The organism is Pseudonocardia yunnanensis, assembly GCF_039534065.1.
Lineage (GTDB): Bacteria > Actinomycetota > Actinomycetes > Mycobacteriales > Pseudonocardiaceae > Pseudonocardia > Pseudonocardia yunnanensis.
Map to the genome: position 1 here is coordinate 1 of NZ_BAAAUS010000029.1, position 22625 is coordinate 22625.

Annotated in this window: 22 protein-coding genes and 5 pseudogenes; 17 read left to right on the forward strand and 10 right to left on the reverse strand. The window is 68.2% G+C overall.

Annotated elements, in window-relative coordinates; translation table 11 throughout:
* The 5 genes and pseudogenes from ABD743_RS27045 to msrB form a co-directional block, all read left to right on the forward strand.
* Nucleotides 1-321: pseudogene (locus ABD743_RS27045) on the forward strand (cytochrome ubiquinol oxidase subunit I); the annotation flags it as partial.
* 99 nt (nucleotides 322-420) lie between these two features.
* On the forward strand, nucleotides 421-549 hold the full coding sequence (locus tag ABD743_RS27050) for a hypothetical protein (protein WP_344725124.1): 129 nt from the start codon (nucleotides 421-423) through the stop codon (nucleotides 547-549).
* Nucleotides 550-844: 295 nt separating this feature from the next.
* Nucleotides 845-1192: a GNAT family N-acetyltransferase gene (locus ABD743_RS27055; protein WP_344725127.1), complete on the forward strand. Its 348-nt coding sequence runs from the start codon at nucleotides 845-847 to the stop codon at nucleotides 1190-1192.
* A 221-nt stretch (nucleotides 1193-1413) separates the two neighbouring features.
* Nucleotides 1414-1584: pseudogene (gene groEL / locus ABD743_RS44580) on the forward strand (chaperonin GroEL); the annotation flags it as partial.
* Nucleotides 1585-1684: 100 nt separating this feature from the next.
* Complete coding sequence (gene msrB, locus ABD743_RS27060; RefSeq protein WP_425566987.1) at nucleotides 1685-2251, forward strand: peptide-methionine (R)-S-oxide reductase MsrB; 567 nt, start codon at nucleotides 1685-1687, stop codon at nucleotides 2249-2251.
* A 606-nt stretch (nucleotides 2252-2857) separates the two neighbouring features.
* On the opposite strand, the gene ABD743_RS27065 is transcribed toward msrB, so the two are convergent.
* From ABD743_RS27065 to ABD743_RS27080, 4 genes are all read right to left on the reverse strand, one after another.
* The gene (locus ABD743_RS27065; RefSeq protein ID WP_344725129.1) at nucleotides 2858-3508 is read right to left on the reverse strand and encodes a hypothetical protein; all 651 of its coding nucleotides are present in this window, start codon (nucleotides 3506-3508) and stop codon (nucleotides 2858-2860) included.
* Between the two features lie 162 nt (nucleotides 3509-3670).
* A complete protein-coding gene (locus ABD743_RS27070) occupies nucleotides 3671-3877 on the reverse strand; it encodes a helix-turn-helix domain-containing protein (protein WP_344725131.1) in 207 nt (68 codons plus the stop codon).
* Nucleotides 3874-4341, reverse strand: coding sequence for a replication initiator (locus tag ABD743_RS27075; RefSeq protein WP_344725133.1), 468 nt, complete (start codon nucleotides 4339-4341; stop codon nucleotides 3874-3876). The genes ABD743_RS27070 and ABD743_RS27075 overlap by 4 nt, the downstream gene beginning before the upstream one ends.
* A complete protein-coding gene (locus ABD743_RS27080; RefSeq protein ID WP_344725135.1) occupies nucleotides 4331-4633 on the reverse strand; it encodes a hypothetical protein in 303 nt (100 codons plus the stop codon). Before ABD743_RS27080 ends, ABD743_RS27075 begins: the two co-directional genes overlap by 11 nt.
* Nucleotides 4634-5400: 767 nt before the next feature.
* Between ABD743_RS27080 and ABD743_RS27085 the strand changes: the two genes are divergently transcribed.
* From ABD743_RS27085 to ABD743_RS27095, 4 genes and pseudogenes are all read left to right on the forward strand, one after another.
* Nucleotides 5401-5865: a hypothetical protein gene (locus tag ABD743_RS27085; RefSeq protein WP_344725137.1), complete on the forward strand. Its 465-nt coding sequence runs from the start codon at nucleotides 5401-5403 to the stop codon at nucleotides 5863-5865.
* A gap of 10 nt (nucleotides 5866-5875) precedes the next feature.
* Nucleotides 5876-6088 (forward strand): annotated as a pseudogene (locus ABD743_RS44585) (hypothetical protein); the annotation flags it as partial.
* A gap of 130 nt (nucleotides 6089-6218) precedes the next feature.
* A complete protein-coding gene (locus tag ABD743_RS27090) occupies nucleotides 6219-6365 on the forward strand; it encodes a hypothetical protein (RefSeq protein ID WP_379659482.1) in 147 nt (48 codons plus the stop codon).
* Between the two features lie 316 nt (nucleotides 6366-6681).
* Nucleotides 6682-7959 (forward strand): annotated as a pseudogene (locus tag ABD743_RS27095) (MFS transporter).
* Nucleotides 7960-8698: 739 nt separating this feature from the next.
* Here the strand turns inward: ABD743_RS27095 and ABD743_RS27105 are convergent.
* Entirely contained in the window at nucleotides 8699-9376 is a 678-nt protein-coding gene (locus ABD743_RS27105) for a TetR/AcrR family transcriptional regulator (protein WP_344725140.1), read from the reverse strand.
* Between the two features lie 209 nt (nucleotides 9377-9585).
* Between ABD743_RS27105 and ABD743_RS27110 the strand changes: the two genes are divergently transcribed.
* The 5 genes from ABD743_RS27110 to ABD743_RS27135 all read left to right on the forward strand — a co-directional run bounded on the left by ABD743_RS27110 (nucleotide 9586) and on the right by ABD743_RS27135 (nucleotide 15514).
* Nucleotides 9586-11226 (forward strand): AMP-binding protein, encoded by a 1641-nt coding sequence (locus tag ABD743_RS27110; RefSeq protein ID WP_344725142.1) that lies wholly within the window; start codon nucleotides 9586-9588, stop codon nucleotides 11224-11226.
* Between the two features lie 15 nt (nucleotides 11227-11241).
* Complete coding sequence (locus ABD743_RS27115; RefSeq protein WP_344725144.1) at nucleotides 11242-12057, forward strand: enoyl-CoA hydratase/isomerase family protein; 816 nt, start codon at nucleotides 11242-11244, stop codon at nucleotides 12055-12057.
* A gap of 179 nt (nucleotides 12058-12236) precedes the next feature.
* Entirely contained in the window at nucleotides 12237-13448 is a 1212-nt protein-coding gene (locus ABD743_RS27125) for an enoyl-CoA hydratase-related protein (protein ID WP_379659481.1), read from the forward strand.
* Between the two features lie 3 nt (nucleotides 13449-13451).
* On the forward strand, nucleotides 13452-14294 hold the full coding sequence (locus ABD743_RS27130) for a crotonase/enoyl-CoA hydratase family protein (protein WP_344725146.1): 843 nt from the start codon (nucleotides 13452-13454) through the stop codon (nucleotides 14292-14294).
* The gene (locus tag ABD743_RS27135; protein ID WP_344725148.1) at nucleotides 14291-15514 is read left to right on the forward strand and encodes an MFS transporter; all 1224 of its coding nucleotides are present in this window, start codon (nucleotides 14291-14293) and stop codon (nucleotides 15512-15514) included. Before ABD743_RS27130 ends, ABD743_RS27135 begins: the two co-directional genes overlap by 4 nt.
* A gap of 92 nt (nucleotides 15515-15606) precedes the next feature.
* On the opposite strand, the gene ABD743_RS27140 is transcribed toward ABD743_RS27135, so the two are convergent.
* The 3 genes from ABD743_RS27140 to ABD743_RS27150 all read right to left on the reverse strand — a co-directional run bounded on the left by ABD743_RS27140 (nucleotide 15607) and on the right by ABD743_RS27150 (nucleotide 18480).
* The gene (locus tag ABD743_RS27140) at nucleotides 15607-15870 is read right to left on the reverse strand and encodes a hypothetical protein (RefSeq protein ID WP_344725150.1); all 264 of its coding nucleotides are present in this window, start codon (nucleotides 15868-15870) and stop codon (nucleotides 15607-15609) included.
* A 321-nt stretch (nucleotides 15871-16191) separates the two neighbouring features.
* Nucleotides 16192-16446: a hypothetical protein gene (locus ABD743_RS27145; protein ID WP_344725152.1), complete on the reverse strand. Its 255-nt coding sequence runs from the start codon at nucleotides 16444-16446 to the stop codon at nucleotides 16192-16194.
* A gap of 771 nt (nucleotides 16447-17217) precedes the next feature.
* Nucleotides 17218-18480 carry an amidohydrolase family protein gene (locus ABD743_RS27150; protein WP_344725154.1) on the reverse strand — a complete coding sequence of 421 codons (1263 nt, stop codon included), beginning with the start codon at nucleotides 18478-18480 and terminating at the stop codon, nucleotides 17218-17220.
* 61 nt (nucleotides 18481-18541) lie between these two features.
* On the opposite strand from ABD743_RS27150, the gene ABD743_RS27155 reads away from it, so the two are divergent.
* Complete coding sequence (locus tag ABD743_RS27155) at nucleotides 18542-19051, forward strand: MarR family winged helix-turn-helix transcriptional regulator (protein ID WP_344725156.1); 510 nt, start codon at nucleotides 18542-18544, stop codon at nucleotides 19049-19051.
* Between the two features lie 358 nt (nucleotides 19052-19409).
* Here ABD743_RS27155 and ABD743_RS27160 read toward each other — a convergent pair whose 3' ends face one another.
* On the reverse strand, nucleotides 19410-19742 hold the full coding sequence (locus tag ABD743_RS27160; protein WP_344725166.1) for an ABC transporter permease: 333 nt from the start codon (nucleotides 19740-19742) through the stop codon (nucleotides 19410-19412).
* Between the two features lie 255 nt (nucleotides 19743-19997).
* On the opposite strand from ABD743_RS27160, the gene ssb reads away from it, so the two are divergent.
* Both ssb and ABD743_RS44590 read left to right on the forward strand, forming a co-directional pair.
* Complete coding sequence (gene ssb, locus ABD743_RS27165; RefSeq protein ID WP_344725158.1) at nucleotides 19998-20399, forward strand: single-stranded DNA-binding protein; 402 nt, start codon at nucleotides 19998-20000, stop codon at nucleotides 20397-20399.
* A pseudogene (locus ABD743_RS44590) lies at nucleotides 20396-20779 on the forward strand (bifunctional DNA primase/polymerase); the annotation flags it as partial. The gene ssb and the pseudogene ABD743_RS44590, both read left to right, overlap by 4 nt.
* Before the next feature lie 500 nt (nucleotides 20780-21279).
* Here the strand turns inward: ABD743_RS44590 and ABD743_RS27170 are convergent.
* Complete coding sequence (locus ABD743_RS27170; protein WP_344725160.1) at nucleotides 21280-22161, reverse strand: LysR family transcriptional regulator; 882 nt, start codon at nucleotides 22159-22161, stop codon at nucleotides 21280-21282.
* Nucleotides 22162-22625 lie beyond the last annotated feature (464 nt).

Below are 22625 nucleotides of genomic sequence, written 5' to 3' on the forward strand. Positions count from 1 at the left end.
TTCGTGCTGGGTGCCTCGACGCTCCCGTTCATCTGGAACGTCTTCCGCAGCTACCGCTACGGACGGATCGTCACCGCCGACGACCCGTGGGGCTTCGGCAACTCACTGGAGTGGGCCACCAGCTGCCCGCCACCGCGGCACAACTTCACCGAACTGCCACGGATCCGCTCCGAGCGTCCCGCGTTCGAACTGCACTACCCGCACCTGGTGGAGCGCTACCGCAGCGAGGCACACGCCGGCCACCGGGCCGCCCCCTCCGAAGTAGCGGCCCAGGCCACGGCGCGGGAAACGCAACCCAACTCAGACCCGCGTTCACGCTGACGGAGACGCGGTGTGCTCCGCGGAATCACTGGAGGCTCGGCGTACTGCCCCTGGTGCCGACAACCCGCACTCGGGGTGGCCGGTGGAATCGTGCCTGTGATGTCGATGCTGCGCGTGCAGCTCCTCGGGTCGGCGCACCGAGACAACGAGGTGAAACAGGTCGGCTGCCCGAGCATGCGGGCGTCCCCTGACCAATTGGTGGAGGTCGAGCTCGTCGCCGAGATATAGCCCGCTGGTCGAGTCAGCGCGGACCGTAACGCGGCCGTTCAAAACGGTCCCGTTACGTTCCGCGGTCCGTGCCGCTCTACCCCTTTGGACGTGGGGTCGGACCTATAACGCCGTGCAGCGGAGTTATGCGACGACGACGACATCGATGGGACCACAACCCTGAGACTGCTTTGCCCTCGCCGATTCGGCACAGGATGGGGGCTTTGGTGACGCGCGATCGCTCCTGGCCAGACTCGAGCCGCCCAAACTGGGCAGCGAAGACCGAACTGATCAAGGAAATATCAGGAGAAACCAAGTGAACCCCGAGATGAATGTACAGAAGAACAGCGACAGCGGCTCGTACGAAGCCGTGGTTAACGGACAGGTTGTCGGCATGATCGTCTACCACGCACCGCGAGGCGATCAACGCGTGACGCTCACCCACACGATCGTTGATCCCGAGTACCGCGGCCGAGGGGTCGCAACCCGGCTTGTCAAACACGCCCTGGACGATCTACGAGCGCAAGACGTGAAACTCACCAACTACTGCCCCTTCGTGGCGGACTACATTGCCGACCACCCTCAATACAAGGAACTTGTCGACAGTCGCTTCCCGGGCCGCGCGAAGGTACCCGACCGCGCACCGCGCGAACGCGCCAACTGACGAACTGCCGTGGTCCTGCATTGGACTAGGCCGTCCGAGTATCAAGGGTCGGGCGACGCTCTGTCACGGCGACGGGCTGAGTGATACGGCCTTGCTGGACGCGCCTCGAAAGCCGGCCTCAACTCCGGGGCCTGTAGGGGGAGGCGGCTCACACGTCCCGCCGATGCCGAGCCGGGGTTGCGGGGCCTCGTCCAGACCCCTTGGGCCCTGCCGGCGGCCAATTCGAGGGGGCCCTGGACGGGGGTGACGAGGCCACCGGCGCCAACATCGTCAAGGTCGCCCTGGAGGCCCGGCTCAAGCAGATCGCGGTCAACGCCGGCCTCGGTGGCGGCGTTGTGGGGGAGGAGGTCCGCGGACTCACCGCGGACGAGCCCCTCGACGCCGCTACAGGCCGTGCCTATAATTGGACTAGATAGTCAAGTCGAGCTGGCCGGCCGCCTGCCACCTAGCAGGCAGCGGTTGCGATCAGGAGGGGTGCGAGGGACAACCAACGTGTTTGGGCAGCTGATCTCTGGCTGGCCAGGCAACCATTATCGCGATGCTACCTATGGCGAAAACGGAGGAGATGACTTGAAGCCGAAGTACGGTAAATCGCCGGAGGCCATCGCTCGATTGACCTCTGAGCAGTTCCGTGTCACCCAGGAGGGCGCAACCGAACGCGCGTTCAGTAATGCTTATTGGGACAACAAGGAGCCGGGCATTTACGTGGACATCGTGTCCGGGGAGCCGCTCTTTGCCTCTATCGACAAGTACGATAGCCATACGGGCTGGCCGAGCTTCACAAAGCCGATCGTCCAGCGCAATGTGGCGGAGCTCGACGACCGGAGCTACGGGATGCGCAGGGTCGAGGTTCGATCCACTCATGCAGACAGTCATTTGGGACACGTCTTCGATGATGGACCGCGCGACAGAGGTGGGCGCCGTTACTGCCTCAACTCCGCCGCATTGCGGTTCGTGCCCCTAGCTGACCTGGAGCGCGAAGGATACGGTGATTACCGTGAGCTATTCAGCGCCGAAAAGGAGGGTGACGCCGATGACCCGCCATCCAGCGTGAGTTAATCTTGGAGTCGCGGCGTTGCGAGACCTCGGCAAGCCCGCCGAACGGCAGGCGGCGGAGCAACACTGTTGCCCGCCCGAGTCGGACCACCGGGCTGGCCAGTCTCGGGCATATCCTGATCTCCCGGGAGAACCGCACGCCGTCCGCCTGGTCCCAACTGAGCCCCGCCCGATGGGCGGATCGAGGTGGTCACGCCACCCGGCTGTAGACGCTGAATGCCAAGAATGACCAAAACCGGGAAGCGCCCTTCTTCGCGGGTACGTGCATGCACATGCTCGCCCACTTCCCGGCGGCGGACTCCCGGGACGCGAGGGGCCGCCCTGACTGTGGACTCGACCGACTCCGAACTGCGCCGGCCGGGCGAGTTGTTCGCCCCCCGAGCTGCGCGCCTTTACTGCGCTCCGCACTACCGACAGCCGCGACGCGCATGCCTCCTGGTCGATGATTGCCGTGCCTAGGACTCGCGCGTTGGGGCCTCAGTCGTGGGCGCTGGTCCCGGAGCCGCAGCGCACTACTTCGAAGATCTACTGCGCTGACCTCAGGCTCGAGCCTCAAGGCCGTGCTGGCGCACGAGCATGCTGTCACCCGCAAACGCGCCGCTCGACGGCTCAGGTGGCGGTGATGTCGAGGACGACGATCGTCCCCGAGTTCAGCGTGGTGACGTAGGCCTGAGTCCCGTCCGGTCGCACCACGATGCTCGTGGGGCCGTCACCGACCGGGATGGTGGCGGTGACTTGGTTGGCCGTGGTGTCGACCACCGAGACGGTGTCGCCGTCGACGTTCGCCGTGTACATGTACCGGCCGTCGGGGGCGTAGGCGATGTCCTGCGGCCTCTGGCCGACCGGAATTGATCGCGATACCCGCGCCGGCCGCGGCAAACAAGACAAGAGCCTCTGACCAGGCCGTTCGGCCGTGGGCGATACTGGGATCGAACCAGCCGCCACTGAGTGACCAACTGAGTGACAACGGCCCCGTACTTTCGCTGCCGCCAGCGGCCGTCGACGGACGATTGAAGGCCTTCTGGGCCAAGTCGACCGCCGGCCGCCGCGCCGCCAGACGCGCGACCCCGGACGCGCGGACAGGCCGGTGATCCAGGTCTGCATGGCCATGTGGTCGATCTTCTCTAGTGGCCAGGTGCCCCACTGGGTGATCATGTGGGGTGCGCATGATCGAGGCGTCGCGGGCGTGGGTGGTCTTCTCGTTGTTCCATGACTGCATCCACTGGCGGACGTGCTCGCCGAACAGGACCCGCCCGGCATGCGGGGACACGTAGCCACCAGTGCTGGCGGCCGTGGTCATCTGGGCCAGGAACGCAGCGGCTTCCCGCTTGGTGCGAAACATCTTGGAGGTCTGCCGGCCAGCGGGATCGCGCCAGTAGGCCCGCCAGCTTCCGGCCGGGGTCTTGCGGATGCCACCGGCCATCACGCGACCGCCTGCCCATCGAGCCAGGCGTGAAATCGCTTGCGCGGTATGAGCCACCGCCGACCGACCCGTTCCGCCGGAATCAGCCCGTCACGAACATGTTGATAGGCAATGCCGCGCGAAATGTTGAGCAGATATGCCACCTCATCGACGGTGTACGTCAGCCGGTGAGTATCGATGATCGGCGTGTTGGCAACGGTACTCACGCTGTCCTCCGCTGCGTAGTCCTGCTCTTTCGTTGCTGTCGGTTCCGTTCTGCGATGGCGACGGCCAGCTCCCGTTCGGCGTAGGTGCGGTGTCCGATGTGGACGAGACGCCAGTCGTTGACGACCGTGATCGTGGTCAGGTCGAGGGAGATGGTGTTGGGGTCGTCGGTGTCGCGGTCGAGCTGGGCCAGGTCCTCGGCCAGCCGCCACGTCCGTCTGCCATGGCGCAGCGCACCGAAGGTGGTCGAGTACCGCTGGCTCTTGGTGAGGAAATGGCCGCGGAAGCCGAGCATGTGCGCCCAGCGCTGCAGGCCCAGGTCCTCGTACTGCTCCAGCGCCGCCGACAACTGCCGCTGCGCCGAAGCCTTCCCCACCCACACCGAGTTCGGGAACGAGTCGGCTCGATCGCCAGCTTGGCTCTCCCCGCCGTCATCGAGCCGACCCATCACTTGGTCAAGTGTCATCGAGTCGCCGCGGACGAGCAGTGGGCAGACCGCCGATCCTGCATGCGCGCAACGTCGACGACGAGCATGAGCCTGCGCAGATCGACCGGTCGACCAGAACACCGACACCCGGGCCGACCAGTAGCCAGGGCAGAGCCTGGATCGCAATCACTGCGACTACCGCAAGCGGTGCGCTGGTCAGCGATACAGCCAGCAACGGGAAAGCCGTCATACGGATGCCATCGCTGAAGTCCGCCAGGAACGTAGCCGTCCAGTAGCGACCGAACGGCTTCCCCGCCCGCGCGATGATCACGGTCGGTAGCCTCACACTGGGCGAGCGACCGTGGGGGGAGACGAAGCAAGTCTCCCACCGAATGGAGTCCCCACCCCGCCCGGTCTTCCGCTGGACTTCCGAAGTGATCTCCGGGTGTCCTCGCCACGGCCACAGGAACGTCAAGCCTCAGGCGGGACCAGACGCTACCTGCTTCCCCTGACGCGGCCACCCCGGGCTCGAGGCCGGGCGCCCCAGTGCGACCGCGAGAGCGCCAGACCCTTGTCCAGCTCCTGCAATGCCACCCGCCCACGAGAGTGGACCCATCCGAGAGATCGCCGGTATGAAGAGCTTACTGACGACGTCCGAGGACTCCTCACCGGAAAACTCGTGAATCAGCACGCGCCCGAGGTTAGCGTGCACCGTTACCTGTCTCAGTTATCCACTCCGATTTGCGTGGATAGCGACATTGTGGGTCTGGTCGCTTCTCGCCGAGCGGGTAACCCACGGCATTGTCGACCGACATCGCCCTGCCCGTTGGGCCGTGTTGCAGAGCCCTCCCGGCACCGCGGTGCCACCGGTTGCGCCGGAGCATCGCCACTCTCGGCGAGCTCGAGGAGAAAATGCCTCCTCGCTGACGAGGAAACGCCCGCGCCTACATGGCCCGGTGCGGTCAACTCGGGTGACCCGGTGAGGCATCAGAACAACATTCATGCCACCCGCCTTGCGAACCGTCGCAACGGCTTCATCTCCGATCCGCGCGCAGTTCACAGACGGCACGCGAGCGAGAGTCGAGGAGAGAGACAAGCATGACTGAATTCACAGAGTATGAGGGCGGGCCGATCTACATGGAAGCGGCGTATGCGATCGGGGCCGGTCTTCGGGACCGCACGGTGCTGCCCGCGGTGGGTGGGCTGGTCGCCGGTTATGTGGCGCTGACGGTTGTGGTGGCGGCCGGGGTCGCCGCGCTGGTGGCCCGCTCGCCGATGGTGCTGACGGCGGTGAGAGCGGTGGCTGCGGCCGTACCTGATCTGGGAGGGCCCCTCGAACATGAAGGTGATGAACGTCGGGCGCGTCCTCACCCGCGAGCCGAAGCGATCGAGCCGGTGCTCGACGAGATTCGCCCTGTCGCCGCGGAACGCCCGCCGCTGGCCGAGGTCCTCGCCGAGATCGAGGAACGCGTCATGGCGCCCGAGGACACCGCTCCTTGCCGGCTCGTCCTCGTCGGTCCCAGCGGCGGCTCAGATCGGCAGCCGGTACATCGCCAACCCTGATTGGCGGATCGTGCAATGGAACAAAGCGTTCGAGGCGCTCTACTCGAACGTGGTGACTGCTCCGAGGACGACCGCAATGTGCTCTGGCTCATGTTCACCGACCCGTATGTGCGCGCGCTCAACGGATACAGGGAAGCGCACCGGGCGCCAGATTGCCGCCGCCTTCAGGTCCGCTGCCGGAGTCCGCCTCGGCCACCCGTCGCTGTCCCTGCTGATCGGTCGCCTCCTCAGGCCGAGCGATTTCATCCGCGAGTGCTGGAGCGAACACGACATCGAACCGTTCATGGACGCCAGAGAGATCTGGTGGCAGGCGAAGGAAACCTGCAGCTGTGCGGCGAGAGTGTCGATCATCCGTGACGTTGGAGCAGAAAGCGTATCTGATTCCGCAGTCCGATCAGGGGCTGCAGCAGTGGGTCGATCAGTGGCTCAACACCGTTCAGAACGACGGCACGTACGCCCGGATCAGCTGGAAGTGGATGGGGCAGGGCGCCAATGAGTAAATTGCAGTGCGGTTCTATTGGTTCTGCCGCCAGACTTCGTCGAAGTGATGCTGATCGAATATCTGATCCATTCGCGACCGCGGTTCGTGTTTAAGCTTGTAGCTACCGAACGGAGCTCCATGCCCTGAGAGAAATGACCCGCCATGGCCGCGTACCGTCGGCGCAACAACCAGGATATTCCGGAACAACCAGAAGGCCACCATTCTGGGTTAAGAACGAAGCAAAACAGCTTCCGGATCATTGGCGATAGGACTGTCAACGAGAACAGCAACTGACCCACAAAAGTCGAACTTCGTGCCTGTCGGAGGCCTGCTTGATGTCCGCACGTACCTTATTGCTCGGCGGTGGGGCGTTCGCCGTTGGCACGAGCGCCTACGTGGTCTCGGGCGTGCTGCCCGCCGTGAGCGGTGAGCTCGGCGTCTCGCTGACCGCCGCGGGCCAGCTCGCCACCGCGTTCTCGCTCGCCTATGCCATCGGGGCTCCGTTGCTCGCCGCTGTGACGCGTCGCTGGGACCGCCGGACCCTGCTGCTCGCCGCTCTCGTCCTGGCCGCGCTAGGGAACGGGCTGTCCGCCCTGGCCACCACCTATCCGCTGTTGATCGCAGGCCGGATCATCGCCGCGCTCGGCGCGGCCGCCTAGATCCCGGCCGCCACGCTCGTCGCCACCGTGTTGTACCCGCCCGAGCAACGCGGGCGGGCCGTCGCGATCGTCTTCGGTGGCATGACGCTGGCGCTCGCCCTCGGCGTTCCTGCGGGGAACCTGCTCGGCTCCACGATCGGCTACGCCGGAGTGTTCGGAGCGGTCGCCGTGTTCACAGCACTGGTCGCCGCCGTCGTGCCGTTCTGCCTGCCCCGGCTCGCGGCTCCGCCGTTGGTGTCGCTGCGTGAGCGCTTCGCCGTGGCCGCCGACCGGCGCGTGCTGACGGTGCTCGCGATGACCGTGATCTCCGTTCTCGCCGGCATGGTCGTCTTCATCTACGTGGCACCCCTGCTGAACGCCACGGGCGGCATCCACGGAGCCGCTGTGGCGCTCCTGCTGCTCGTCTACGGCATCGGGGCGACAGCCGGCAACACGTGGGCCGGCCGCGCCACCGACCGGTTCGGCGCAGTGCCCACACTCTTCACCGTGCTCGCCGGGATCGCCGTCACAGTCGTGACTCTGTCGTTCGTCGCGAATACCCTGGCGGGCGCGGCCGTCGCCCTCGTAGTCTGGGCTGCTTTCAGCTGGGCGATCAATCCTCCGATGCAGGCGCTCCTGCTGGAGTTGAACAGCGGCGGGGGGCTGCTGCTCGCACTCAACGCCTCGGCGATCTACTTCGGCTCCGCCGTCGCGGGAGTGGTCGGAGGCATGGTGATCGGCCTGGGTGGCCTGCTGATGCTGCCCATGGTGGCCGCTGCCCTCGTGGTCGTCGTGATCGGCCTCGCGATGACCCTGCGGCGTGGCCGCAGGCGCCCGAGGAGGTGGAGATGGCGCCGCCGGTCTACGCCGGGGCGGCCGTCGCCGAGTAGCTCTGCTCAGCCGGCCGCGTCGATCTGCTCTGAGATCGACACGGCCAGCGCCGCGTCCTTGTCCGTGATCCCGCCGGCCGAGTGAGCGGAGCAGCGGAAGGTGAGCGTCCGCCAGCGGATAGTGCCTCCTTGATGCCGACGGTCGTGCCCGGGAGCGTGACGCGCTGACCGTCCGCGTCCCGACCACGAGCAGGGCGGCCACGACGCCGACCACCGCGAGGGTCAGCGGCGCCAGTGTCGCGACGACGAGAACGCCGAACGCCTTCATGGTGACCAGCCGCAACCGGCCGACCGGCTTGCCGCTGGCGCGGGCGCGACGGTCGATGTCGGTGGCCCAGGGGCTGGCGTGGCGGGCGTTGTCGGCGAAGGTGATCAGGCGACTCGCAGGCGTTTGTCGCAGGCCCAGCGGAAGCCCGCAACGGGCTGGTGCTCTCGGTCGCCGCGATGACACTGACCCCCGCGCTGCTGCTGCCGCTCGCGGTGGCGGCGGCCGACGCGATCCCGGACGAGTCGGCGCACGAGCCGCTGCGCGGGCTACTGATCGCACCCACCCCCAAGCCGTGCGCATCCTCGCCCGCGCCTGGACCCGCGTCCTCTGGCGCTGCTGGATCAACCAACAACCCTACGACCCACGCGACACGGCGGCGCCAACCATCTGCCCCAGTTCCGAGCACACTTCGGCGGTCCGTTTGTGGCTCACCTTGCCGGTGAGGACACGCCACGGCTGTGTCACCACGCCTCGTTACGCAAGGTCATAGCAAGACCGGCGTCACATTCAATACAAAGGTTGGGTCAACAGGAGCACCTGGTCGGGCCTGTAACCACTACGGTCCGTCGACGTCTGTTTGGTTGAGCCCCCGGGCTTGCACCGTGGCCAAGCACAGGTTGACGACCTGCCTGATCAGCGCCTGTGAGTTCGTCTTCTCGTCGAGATCAGCCAAAGGGCGCACGAGGGTCTCGGTCATGATCCCCAGCAGGGCTGCAGCTGCCGTGTCGGTGTCCTGGTCAGGAATCTCACCGTCGTCGATTCCTTGGTCGAGCACCTCCCGGAACAGGGTTCGGTAACCCTCCCGGAAAGCGAGGCGGTGCTCGTCGACGTCGGGCTCACTGTGCTCGACGAGGAGTGCGTAGGCGAATCGACCGCCTCGCAGCGCTCTGGCGCAGAAGGTGGCGACCGCGGCGGCGATCCTCGCGCCGGCTCCGTCGTCGGTCTGGGCCACTGCGGCCTGTACGTGGGCGAACTCTCGCGCGGCGACGTCGCGGTAGATCTCGGCGAACAGTTCGGCCCGAGACGAGAAGTGTTTGTAGATCGAGCCGACGCCCACGCCGGCGCGGACGGCGATCAGCGATACCTGGGCGCCGGCGAAACCGTCCTCGGCGATCAGCTCACGGGCCGCCGCGAGGATGGAATCCCGTGTTGCGACGCGGCGGGCCTGGGCGGCGGTCAGCTTCTCAGGCAGGGCAGGTTGGGCCGCTGCGACGTCGCTCTGCTGTGGCTGCACGGCAGCGGCTCCCTCGCGTCACGGACATGTGCTTCGTCGTCCTGTCCGGGGCCCGGCGGCCCGGCACACCGCCACTCTACGAGCAGAGCTGTGGATGTCTCGGGTCCCCGGCCAGCAGGTCTGGTTGGCGAGCGTGCCACGCACCACGTTGCGGTGAATCGTGAATCCTGATTCACTGCTCACGTCATGAGGAAGGAGGTTGGCTGTACATGAGCGTGGATCTCACGGAGACGTCCTACCGGCAGGGCGCGTGCGTCGAGCCGCTTCGGGGCCTGACCATCGGTGCGGCGCTCGAGGACGCGGCGCACCGGTTCCCGAACAACGAGGCTTTGGTGTCGGTGCATCAGGGTGTGCGGTTCAGCTACGCCCAGCTCGATGCCGAAGTCGATGCGTGTGCGCTGGGCCTGGTCGCGCTCGGTGTCGGGCAGGGTGACCGGGTCGCGCTGTGGTCGCCGAACAGCGTGGAGTGGGCGATCATCCAGTACGCCACCGCAAAGATCGGCGCGATCCTGGTCTCGGTGAACCCGGCCTACCGATCGAGCGAGCTGGCCTACGTGCTGGGTCAGTCGGGCAGCCGAATCCTGATCAGTGCACAACGGCACAAGAGCAGCGATTACCCGGCGCTGGTCGAGCAGGCGCGCCACCAGTGCCCCGACCTCGAGCACGTCATCTTCCTGGGTTCGAAGGACTGGGATCGACTGCTGGAATCCGGGCGCGGCCACTCGGCCGACGACCTGCGTCGCCGCTCTGCGAGCCTGTCGTTCGACGACGCGATCAACATCCAGTACACCAGCGGGACGACGGGAGCCCCGAAAGGCGCCACACTCACTCATCACGGGCTGCTCAACAATGGCTACTTCGTCGGCGTCCGATGCCGGTACACGGACCGTGACCGAATCTGCGTCCCGGTGCCCTATTACCACTGCTTCGGCATGGTTTCCGCCAACCTGGCCGCGCTCACGCACGGCGCGTGCGTGGTGTTGCCGGGGGCGAGTTTCGAGCCGGCGGCGACGCTGCGCGCGGTGGCCGCCGAGCGCTGCACGGCGCTCTATGGAGTGCCGACAATGTTCGTCGCCGAGCTCGCGCTGGCCGATCTCGCCGACTACGACCTGTCGAGCCTGCGGACCGGGGTCATCGCCGGCGCGCCCAGCTCTGCGGAGCTGATGGCCCAGATCACGACGGATCTCCACCTGCCGGAGATGACCGCGGCCTACGGCATGACCGAGACCTCCCCGATCTCCACCCAGACCTTCGTCGACGACTCGGTCCACCGCCGGACCGCGACGGTCGGAGCCGTCCATCCGCACATCGAGGTTGCCATCGTCGAACGTGATACCGGACTGCCCGTCCCACGCGAATCCGACGGCGAGCTCTGGGTGCGCGGCTACTCGGTGATGCGCGGCTACTGGAACAACCCGCAGGCCACTGCCGAGGTCATCGATCATGCCGGCTGGATGCACACCGGCGACCTGGCCCGCATGGATCGTGACGGCTACATCGCGATCATCGGCCGGATCAAGGACATGATCATCCGTGGAGGGGAGAACATCTACCCCAAGGAGATCGAAGATCTCATCGAACTCCACCCCGCGGTCGAGTCGGTTCAGGTCATCGGGGTGCCTCACGCCTTGTACGGCGAGGAAGTCATGGCTTGGGTCAAACCGCGGGCCGGCGCGGTGGTCGACGCCGAGCAGATCCGCGAGCACTGCACCGGCAAGATCGCGCACTTCAAGATCCCCAAGCACGTCCATTTTCTCGGCGCAGGGGACGAGTTCCCCATGACCGTCACCGGAAAGGTGCAAAAGAACGTCCTCAAGGAACGGGCATCGGCCGTTCTTCCATTCATCTGACCTTCGAGGTAATCCATGTCCAAGGTCCTGTACGAAAAACATGGCGAGGTCGCCTACATCACGCTCAACCGGCCGGAGGCGATGAACGCCATCGACCTCGAGACCCACCAACTGCTGCGGCAGACGTGGGCCGACTTCCGCGACGACCCAACCCTGCGGGCGGCGATCATCACCGGTGCCGGCGATGAGGCCTTCTGCGGCGGTGCGGACCTCAAGACCCACGTCCCGCAGTGGCTCGGCGTTCCCGGCATGCATCCGATGGGCGCCCGCGCCAAGGTCCGCGATGGCCTGGGCGGGCTCACCCGCGGCATGCACCGCATCTACAAGCCGGTCATCGCCGCGGTGAACGGGTGGGCCCTGGCCGGGGGTTTCGAAACAGCGCTCGCGGCCGACATCCGCATCGCGTCGGAGAACGCCAAGTTCGGCTCCTTCGAGATTCGTCGCGGCTTCCACCACGCCGACGGCGGCGTGGTGCGCCTGGTCAACACCTGCGGGGTCGGATTCGCCTCCGAGATGCTGCTCACCGGCGAGCCGGTCGACGCCCAGCGCGCACTCACCGCGAACCTCGTGTCGAAGGTGGTGCCGCACGACCAGCTCCTCGACGCCGCCGACGCGATGATGGCCACCATCCTGCGCAACGACCAGACCGCGCTCGAGTCGGCCAAGGAGACCATTTTCGACGTCATCGGCCGACCGCTCGACGAGCAACTGGCTGTCGAGGCCTGGTACGGCTACGCCCTCATGGGGAACGAGACGATCCCGAACCGACTCACGAGCTTCTACGACAAGACCGACAAGGGCCGGACCGGGAAGAACGCCACCTCCCTCTGATCCGGCACACGAGAAGTCGCGCCCGGTGAGGACGATCGGCCCCGACGCGGGGCGACGCGAGGCGGGTGACGTTGCGCGGGACTCTCTCTTCCCGACAGACGTGCTCGAGGGCCAGCGACATATCGCGCGGCCCGATATCGCCCTTGCGACAAAAACACGTGGTCGATGATCTGGCCACAATGGACGGTTCCGGCTACGTCGCCGTCATCGGCCGGATCAAGGACGTGATCATCCGCGGCGGCGAGAACATCTACACACGCGAGATCGAGGACTTCCTGCGCACCCATCCCGATGTGCTGGACGCGGCTGTGGTCGGCGTTCCGGACGGCGTCTACGGCGAGCAGGTGATGGCCTGGGTCGAGGCCAGGCCCGGCACGACGCTCGCCGCCGAGGACATCCCCGGCTACTGCGCCGACCGCCTGGCGCACTACAAGATCCCCCGCCACGTGCGGGTGCTCGACCCCGGTGAGGACTTCCCGATGACGGTCACCGGCAAGGTCCAGAAACACGTGCTGCGCGAACGCGCGCGGAAGCTCCTCTGTAAGAAGGGCGAAGCCATGTCCAAGGTCCTCTATCGCAAACAGGGCGAGGTCGCGTACGTGACGCTCAACCGCCCCGAGGCGATGAACGCCATCGACCTGGAGACGCACCAGCTCCTGCAACAGGTCTGGGATTTCCGCGATGACGAAGACCTGCGTGTCGCCATCGTGACGGGCGCGGGCGACGAGGCATTCTGCGCGGGCGCCGACCTCAAAACCCATGTGCCGCAATGGCTCGGCGTGCCCGGCATGCACGAGATGGGGGCCCGCGCCAAGGTCTGCGACGGCCTCGGCGGGCTGACGCGCGGGCTGCACCGCATCTACAAGCCGGTCGTCGCGGCGGTCAACGGCTGGGCGCTCGCCGGCGGATTCGAGACGGCGCTGGTGTGTGACATCCGGATCACCTCGGACAACGCCACGTTCGGCTCGTTCGAGATCCGCCGGGGCTTCCACCACGCCGACGGTGGCGTGGTGTGCCTGGTCAACGTCTGCGGTGCTGGGTTCGCCACGAAGATGCTGCTCACCGGCGAACCGATCGACGCGCACCGCGCGCGCACCGCGAGCCTCGTGTCCAAGGTCGTCTCGCACGACGAGCTGATGGACGCGGCCGAGGCGACCGTCGCGACCATCCTCCGCAACGACCAGGCCGCGCGGGAGTCCGCCAAGGAAACGCTGCTCGAGGTGATCGGCCGCCCGCTCGACGACCAGCTCGCGATCGAGGCGCTCTACAGCTACGCGCTGATGGGCAACCCCACCATCCCCGGCAGGCTCGCGCGGTTCCACGACAAGACCGACCCCGGGCGGGCGGGCAAGAACGCGACCGCACTGGACGCCGGCGCGGGAAGGGACTGACCGGTGACGGAACCTACGCTCCGTATGGAGATCGCGGACGGCGTCGCGACCATCACGCTGTGCCGGGCCAAGGAGTACAACACGATCACCCCGGAACTGCGGGACGAGCTCGCGGCCGCGATCACCGCCGCGGACGAGGACCCGACGGCGCGCGTGATCCTGCTCCGCGCCGAAGGCCCCGCGTTCTGCGCCGGATACAAGATCGACCGCTTCATCGACGAGCAGCACGCCGAGACGTGCGGCCCGGACCGGATCTGGGACTCCGCGACCGACCTGCGCTGGATGGGCCGGTTCGTCCAGACCTATATGAAACTGTGGTACGCGTCGAAACCGACGATCGCCGCGGTGCAGGGCTGGTGCGTCGGCGGTGGCACCGACCTGGTGCTGTGCGCGGATCTCATCATCGCCGGGCGCGGCGCCAGCTTCGGCTACCCGCCCGCGAGGGTCTGGGGCACCCCGACCACCGCCATGTGGGTCTACCGGATGGGCCTGGAACGCGCGAAACGCTATCTGCTGACCGGTGACGAGATCACCGCGCCGGAGGCCGAGCGGATCGGCCTGATCCTCGAAACCGTGCCCGACGAGGAACTCGACGAGCACGCGGCCACGTTCGCGCGCCGGATGGCCAAGCTGCCCGCGAACCAGCTCCAGCTGCACAAGCTGCTGTGCAACCAGACGGTCGAGAACATGGGCATGGCCAGCAGCCGCACGCTCGGCATCCTGCTCGACGGGGTCGCCCGCCACACCCAGGAGGGCGTGGACTTCGAGGCCCGCGCGGGCGCCGTCGGGCTCCGCCAGGCCGTGCGGGAGCGTGACAGCCCGTTCCGCGACTACGGGTCTCGATGACCGTTCCCGCGCTCCGGCGCACCACCGCCCGATTCTGGGGGACTGCTTACACGATCGTGGTGCTGCTCGCGGGAACCAACGTCCCCGCCCCGCTCTACCGCGGCTACGAGCAGCGCTTCGGGTTCTCCCCGCTCGTGGTCACGCTCGTATATGCCGCCTACGTCGGGGCGCTGGTGCCGTCGCTGCTGATCGCCGGACCGCTGTCGGATGCGTGGGGGCGCCGCCGCACGCTGGTGCCCGCCGTGGCACTGGCCGCGGCGGGCGCGCTGGTCTTCGCCTTCGCGCAGGACGTGTCGTGGCTGTTCGCGGCACGCATCGTGCAAGGGATCTCGGCCGGTGCGGCCACCGGCGCGCTGACCGCGGCGTTGTGCGAACTGGAACCGCGCGGGGACCGGCCGCGCGCGGCGATGGTGGCATCGGTCGCCACGATGGCAGGACTCGCGGTCGGACCGGTGGTCGCGGGCGTGCTGGGTGAGTACGGCCCCGAGCCGATGGTGACGCCGTACCTCGCCGAAATCGCGCTGCTCGTCCCGGCGTTCTGGGCGATGGCGGCGCTGCCCGCCGGGCGCCAGGCACACCCGTGGCGACCGCGACGACCGTCGATCCCCGCCGAAATGCGCTCCGCCTTCGCCGTGAACGCCGCAGCCGCATTCCTCGCGTTCACGCTGGTCGGGCTCTTCCTCAGCCTGGTGCCCACGTATGTGCTGGAACTTTCCGGGAGCGACAACCTCGTGCTGGCCGGGAGCGCGGTGGTACCGCTGATCGCAGCATCGACCACCGCCCAGCGGCTCGCGTACGGCCGGGCGGGGCCGGGCACGCGGGTGCTCGGACTGGCCTGTGTGGCGGCTGGCCTCGCGTGCCTGGCCGTCGGCGGTAGTGGCACATCGTCGTTGGGGCTGATGCTGGCCGCCACGCTTCTCGGCGGCGCCGGACACGGCCTGGTGTTCCTGGCCGGCCTGACCGAGATCAACCGCCTCGCCCCGCACGGCTGCCACGCCGACGTGGTTTCCAGCTACAACGTCGCCGTCTACCTGGGCGCGGGCCTGCCGGTGATCGGGGCCGGGCTGCTCGCCGCCCAAATCGGGCTGCTGAACGGAGTCCGCCTCTTCGCGGCGGCCACAGCCACCCTCTGCGCGCTGTTCGTGATCGTTCACCTCGTTCGCGCCCGCCGACCACGGCATCCGCCAAAACCATCGGCACCGATCGAAGGAATGTCGTGATGCCAGGATTGACTTAGGGGGCGCTGCCAAGGGCGACCTGATGGCCGAGGTAGGCGACGAGCTCATGGCGTAGCCAATCGCCGTCGTCACGGTCAACGCTGTGGACCTCGATTCTCCAAGCGTCCTGCTGCGGCGGCAATTCCTGCGAGGGCGGTGGCGGCGAACACGGCGATCTGGGCGTTCCCTTCGTTCCACTGGACGCGATCACTGATGGCCACGATCGTGCCGGCTGCCCCGATCATCACGGCAACCGAGAGCGTTTCAGAGAGCTGAAGGCTGCCGCTGGTCGCCCCTTTGCGTTCGTCGGCCGTCTGTGCCAGCGCGAGCGTGGTGACCGAGGGATAGACCAGTCCCATGCCGAGGCCGCCGATTCCCCAGCTGGCGACCGCGAGCCAGGCTCCCGCTGCTTCGGGGGGTGGCCAGTGACACGGCGATGGCGCCAAGGCCCAGGGTCAGGAGGCAGAAGCCGAGCGCTGTTCGGTTACGGCGACCGCGATTGCCCTGCTGCGCGTCCAATTGTGCTTGCTGGCTCCGAGTGTGGAGAAGCGGGCCTGGAACAGCTGGCGCAACAGCTAACCTCCGGTTGATTACCAGCTCCCGCGCGGATGGTCGGGTGGCCCAGGAGTGAGATCCCCAGAGCCACCCGACAGGCTCGTGGCTGACCGACGTCAGTTCGGTTACTCGGGGCCAGCGGCGCGCTCTCCTTGACGCAGGCGGCTGGCGACGTAGCTGGCGCGGTCACCGCCGTTTTTCCGGTGCCACGCGCTGGCAGTGGTGTCGGCGACGCCGAGCAGGTCGGCGAGCATCTTCCAGTGGACCGAACTGACCAGCGAGAGCCAGGCGCCGTTGCGGGCGGTGCGGGTACTGGGGACGCCCAGCTTGCGCAGGCGCGCCTGCAGGGTGGCCGAGGCCATCGGCCGGTCGGGGCGCATCCCTGGGAACAGGATGGGGGTCGAGCGATGCCACAGCGCGCCCGCTAGCGGCGGCGGTAGTTGACGAGCCGGTGCAACAGCGTGGACAGCCGGGGCCGTAGCCACGAGGGGTCGCGACCGAGTTGCAGGCCGAGGATGCCGGGTTCGTTTGGGGTGGGCGAGGACGCGCATTAGCTCCGATCGCCCCGCTCCCCCCAGCAGCGACGACCGGCGAAAGGCCGCGGCCGATCTCGACGCTGCTGCGGCTGCCGGCGTCCGACTGATCACGCCCGAGCACGCCGAGTGGCCACAGTGGCCGTTCGCAACGTTCTCCATCACTGGGCAGCGCGAGCTCGCACCGCCTCTGGCGTTGTGGGTTTGTGGCCCGGCCTGCTCGCTGGGCTCTGCGAGCAGGCCGTCGCAGCGGTGGGCACACGTGCTGCCGCCAGCTACGGCGCCCACGTGGCAGGGGATTTTTCTGCGAGCCTGGCCGATCACTTGTATCCATGTCGGACCACAGATGCTCCTGCCCGCTCTGGCTTTGCCCAGCGGCGACGAGATGGCGTGTCGTTGTGCGGCGGGGCGGCCGCACACGGAGCATTGCGAGGCTGCCGTCGTGAGCTGCCCTCGAGGTGCGGCCCTTCCAAGCTCGAACGCAACCGGCGGGGGACTTCGACCGGCTGCACTACGCGGCCAACCACTGGCGGACCGAGGTCGCCGATTCGCCGGTCATCCGCATCTGACGATCACGCAGCGAGGCGTAGGTTCCTTCCTGCGATACCCGAGGGCGGCTCAGCCGGCCAACCGCGCCGCGATCTTCTTGGCCTCGGTCACCACCTCACCGACCCGACGGTGCAGCAGCCTGCCGTCGCGCTTGACGAACCGGCCCGCCACCAGCACCGCGTCGACCACACCGGGATGGGCCGAGACGACGGTGCCGATCGGGTTGTGCCCGCCGACCGTGGAAACGTCGTCGGTTCGCAGGAGCACGATGTCAGCCTGCTTGCCAGGGCGCAGCGACCCCACGCGGTCCTGCATGCTCATCGCGGCTGCGCCGCCGAGGGTGGCGAGCGCGAGCACGTCGGCCACCGGCACGCGCTCGCCATCGCTCACGTCCTCCGACATCAGCGCTGCCCGCATCACGGAGAACAGGTCGCCCGGCCCGGACGTCACGACGTCGACGCCGAGACCTGCGGTGACGCCGAAGCGGCGGGTGCGGCCCAGCGTCGGCGCTCCGATGTTCATCCGCGCCTCGATCGCCGGCGTGATCGACAGCGTGCCCCCGGAACCGGAGATCAGGCGCAGGTCCTCGTCTGTGAGCGTGTTGCCGTGGACGTAGAGGGTGCCCTCGCGCATCAGCCCGCGCTCACCCAGCAGCGCGATCGGGTTCGGGACATCCGCCGTCGCGCCGACGTGCGTGACCAGCCGGACGTCGAGCTCGGCCGCAAGCTTCCATTCGGTCTCCACGACCTCCGGCGCCGCAAAGGACGGACCCATCGCAGCCAGCACCATCGTCACGAGCGCGTCGTCGTCCGGCAACAGCCGCTCGCGCACCCGCCGGGCGTCGTCGGCGCGCCACTGGTCGGCCGCGGCGAACACCGGCTGCGCGTAGCCGAACGTGGCCCGGACCCCGGAGGCCTGCAGTCCGCCGACTACCGCGTCGGCGTGCGCGGGGGAATACACGATGTGCGCGTAGTCCTGCAGCGTCGTGATGCCGGCGTCGAGGCACTCGAGACCAGTGAGCTCGGCCGCCACGGCGAGGTCGGCGGGCTGCAGCGTGGGCGCGATCTGCCCGTTGAGCAGGCTCATGTACTCCATCAGGCCGAGGTCCATTGCGGTCGCGCGCAGCACCGACTGCCAGCCGTGGCGGTGGGTGTCGACGAATCCGGGCGCGACGATGCGGTCGGTGGCGTCGAGCACCTCCGCGCCCGCGGCGTCGAGCCCGGGGCCCACGGCGGCGATCCGTCCGTTCTGGATGAGTACGTCGGTGTCGGTGTGCACGGCGACGGGCTCGGTGTCGATCACGGTCCCGTGCTGGAGCAGCAGGCGGTCCATCGCATCTCCCTCAGTGAATAGCTTTCGGGAAAGCTATCATGGGAGTGACTACCATGTCGCCATGGATCCGGTCGACGAGCTCATCGGCACGTGGCGCCTCGAGCTGCCCAGCGTGCTCGGTCCGGAGTCCGAGCTGATCAAGCGCGTGCTCCTGCTGGCGCAGGCCTTCGGCGACGCCGCGGCCGCAGAGCTTCCCGAGCTGGGCCTCACCAGCGCCGAGTACGACGTGCTGGCCGCGCTGCGCCGGGCCGGCACGCCGTACGCGCGCAGGCCCAACGAGCTCACGAAGGCGCTGATGCTCTCGTCGGGCGGCATCAGCAACGTCATCAACCGGCTGGAGGCCCGCGGCCTCGTCGAGCGGCAGGCCGACCCGGCCGACGGTCGCGGCTCCCGCGTCCTGCTCACCCCGGTCGGGGTGGAGCTGGCCGAGCGGGCGCTCAAGGTCAACACCGCGGCCCACGCGACCGTGGTGGCCGATGTGCCGCAGGAGACGCTGACGGCCGCCGCCGACGCCCTGCGCGCGGTGTTCGCCACGGCCAAGGGCTTGCGCCGCCCCGGCCGGCGTCCATGATCGGCGGGCGGGTGGGTCGGCGCGGTCGAGCCGCCATCAGCGCCCTCCGGATGCTGCTCACGTGCGGCTCGCCGATCATCGTGACTGATGGGACTGACAGGGCCGATGTGGTCCTTGCGCCTGCGGCGTGATGGCGCTGAGTGCCTTCGACCCCCGCGCCGCGGTGCGGGGCGGCCGTGAGATGCCTCGCGACGAGGGGCCGGCGGTCCTGGCGGAGAAGACCGCCCGGCTGATCTGAAACCCGACCGTCCCGCCACGGCCCCTCGACGCGGCGGGACGGGCCGTGCCGCTCAGGTCCGGCGCTGGTAGAGCGCCACAGCGAGCGGCGCGAAGATCGCGACGACCACCGCAGCTGCAATCAGGAAGGCCGTAGCCGGTGCGGCGACGGGGCCCCGGTGAGCGGGCCGCGCACCGCGTCCGCGATCTTCGACTCCGGATTGAGCTCGACGAACCAGCGCAGCCACGAGGGCATGGTGGAGGCGGGGACGAACACGTTGCTGCCGAACGTGATCGGCAGCATGATCAGCGCGCCGAGACCCTGCACCGACCGGGGCTCGTTCACGACCATCGCCAGCGCGGTGAAGACCCAGCACAACGCGAACGCGAACACCATCACCAGGCCGAGCGCGGCCACCACGGCGACCGGACCGGTGGCGAACCGGAAACCGAGGATCACGCCGAACACCAGCATGATCACGCCCGAGGCGAGGACCAGGGAAACGGCTGCGACAGTGGGCCCCGGGCGCGCCCATCTCTTACAGCGTCGGAGCCACGTGGATCGTCATCGCCGGCCGCTCGACGAGTCTCGCTCCGAGGAGGCGCGCCAGCCGGGCCGGTCCTCGGCGTAGCGAGCTGGAACCCCCGCCGTCCCCTGCGGGGACCCCACCCGCACCGTGCTGAGGCCCAGGCCGCGTCACCACCGACACCGAGCCCCAGGGAGCCCGACATGAACGAGATCACCATCCACGGCAACCTCACCGCCGACCCCGAGCTGCGCTTCTCACCCGGCGGGCTGCCGGTGCTGACCCTCAACGTCGCGGTCAACCGCAGCCGGTATGACCGGCGCAACGGCGGCTACACCAACCTGCCGCCGGTCTTCCACCGGGTCGTGGCGTTCAACCAGCTCGCCGAGAACGCCGCGGCCAGCCTGGCCAAGGGCGCCACCGTCACCATTACTGGCCAGCTCGCGGACGACTCTTACACCAAGGACGGCGAGCGGCGCCGCGGTATCAAGCTCGAGGCCGCCGAGATTGCGGCCAGCCTCCGTTACGCCACCGCCCAGATCACCCGCACCAAGCGACCCGACACCGACCCGGCCGCGGAGCCGCTGCCCGAGCCGACGCGGTGAAGGACTGGGAGGTCGCGGCGACCCGTGACCTGGAGCAGATTCGCTGTTGGTGGGCTGCGCGGCCTTACAACATCGGGATCGCCACTGGGAAGAGCGACCTGCTTGTGATCGACCTCGATCTCGCCCCCCACTCCGGCCCGCCCGAGTGGGCCGGCGCTCGGGGCGGGTTCGATGTGCTGGCCCGACGCGCGGCCGCAGCCGGTGCGCCCTGGCCGCCGCACACGCTCGTCGTGGCTACCGCGACCGGCGGCACCCATTGGTACTTCCGCTCACCCGCGGCGGTCGAGCTGCGCAACACCCAGGGCGGCCCGAGCCGCGGCCTGGGATGGTGCGTGGACACCTGCAGCCACGGCGGCTACGTCCTGGGTCCCGGCTCCGTCCGCCCCGAGGGCACCTACCGCGTGGTGCGCCGCTATCCGATCGCCCCGCTTCCCGGATGGCTGCTCACCGCCCTGACCCCGCAGCCACCCCCACAACCTCCCAATGCCCCCAGCCGCCGCCCAGTTTCCCCGCGACGAGCCGCCGCATATCTGCGAGCCGTGGTGAACGGAGAGACCGCCGCCGTCGCTGCCGCCGGAGTGGAGGACCGGCACACCACGCTGCTGCGCGCCGCGCGCCGGCTCGAACACTGGGTCGCCAGCGGCGCCCTGGCAGAAGCCGAGGCACGGGCCGCGCTCACCGATGCCGCCCAGCACTTCGTCGGAGTCGCCGGCTACACCGCTGCACACAGTTGCCGGTCCGCTGCGCCGAGCAGTCGGCCAGCTTGTTCCGGATTGATGACCACGCGGCGGTCGGCTATCGGCGGCGTGATCCGCCGACGATCGAGTCGACGGAGTGTCCGAGGTTCTCCGCTACCGCGCGGTGATGTCCAGAGCGGCGATCAGGGCAGCGACGTCACGGTGCCGAGTGGCGGCCGGCCAGATAGCCCAGGTCCGCCGCACGACCGGGTTGTCCACCAGCGGGTACCACTCCATCCCTTCTGGGAGTGGCTGTCCCCAACCGGGTGAGGCGAGTCCGAATGCTCTGCCGGTGCCGATGCCGGCGAGCTTGACCTCGGGTGTGACCGGCCGGTCGTCTGTCGGCTGCTCGTCCACGGCGATGCCCTGGCGCGCAACGTGGCGGTGACCTGGTCATGCCAAGCCGGGCTGTCTGACCGGGCAAAGCCCATCCAGTGCAGACCCGCGAGCCTGTGCAGGTGAACGCCGGCGTCTCCGCCGATCTCTTCGGCTCGGGCGGTGCTGAGGATGACGCCCATCGCTTCTCGAACGGCCAGCGCGATGTCGAGTTGCGGATCGGTGGGTCGATCGCGCACCAGCCCCACATCGAGTTCACCGGCCTGCAGCGCCGCAAGTTGGGTCGCGCTGGACGAATGCACAACCTTGGCTCGTGTGTCGGGGTAAGCCATGGCGAGCTGGCTCAGAGCTCTTGGCAACAGGTCCAGGGGAAGCTCCAGCGGTGCGCCGACGCGGATCAGGCCCGCAGTCGCCTGCGACTCGGCAGCCGTCGTGAGGGCAGCCATTGCGGCGGTGACCCGGTCGTGATGGTCGATCAGGCCCCGGGCCTTGCGCAGCAGAGTCGCGCCGGCGTCGGTGGTTCGGGAGCCAGCGTGATTGCGCACCAAGAGCCGAGCGCCGAGGCGGCGCTCCAGCGACTTTATGGTCTGAGACAGTGCGGACTGGCTGACGTGCAGCTTCCGCGCCGCGGCCGACAGACCACCTTCTTCGACCACCGCCACGAAGGCGCGCAGCTCACGGATTTCCATGCTGCCCATTGTGGCGAGCGGCAACCGCGGCCGCGGTGGTCGTCGAGCGGCCGCACTCGCCGCGCTGGGAGAGCGGCGTCGAGCCGCTTCGCCAGGCGCTGGCAGTCCGAAGCTCAGGTTTCACCTTCAGCCGCGCCCTCGACGTCGTCGCGATTGGTCGCGGCCGTCGGGCCCGGGACGGCTCATGTGGTCGTGCAGTTGCCTGAGTAGCGTACGGAGCTCTCGACGGCCCCGGGGTAGCGCGGGACTCAGCGAGTCCGGCGGTCTTGTGCGGTGCAGGCACCATCAGCACTGCCACCAGGTCGCGCTCAGGACGTGCGCATGGCCTGAAGGTCAATCGATGTTGGCGGCAGACTTGTGGTTGCCTGGTTGCTCGGAACGCCCAGACAGGCGCCCCACTTGTGTCAACGGTTCGCGAAAACTGACCCCCGTTCGGTTCGGGAAAGTTGACCCCCTGGGTTGGT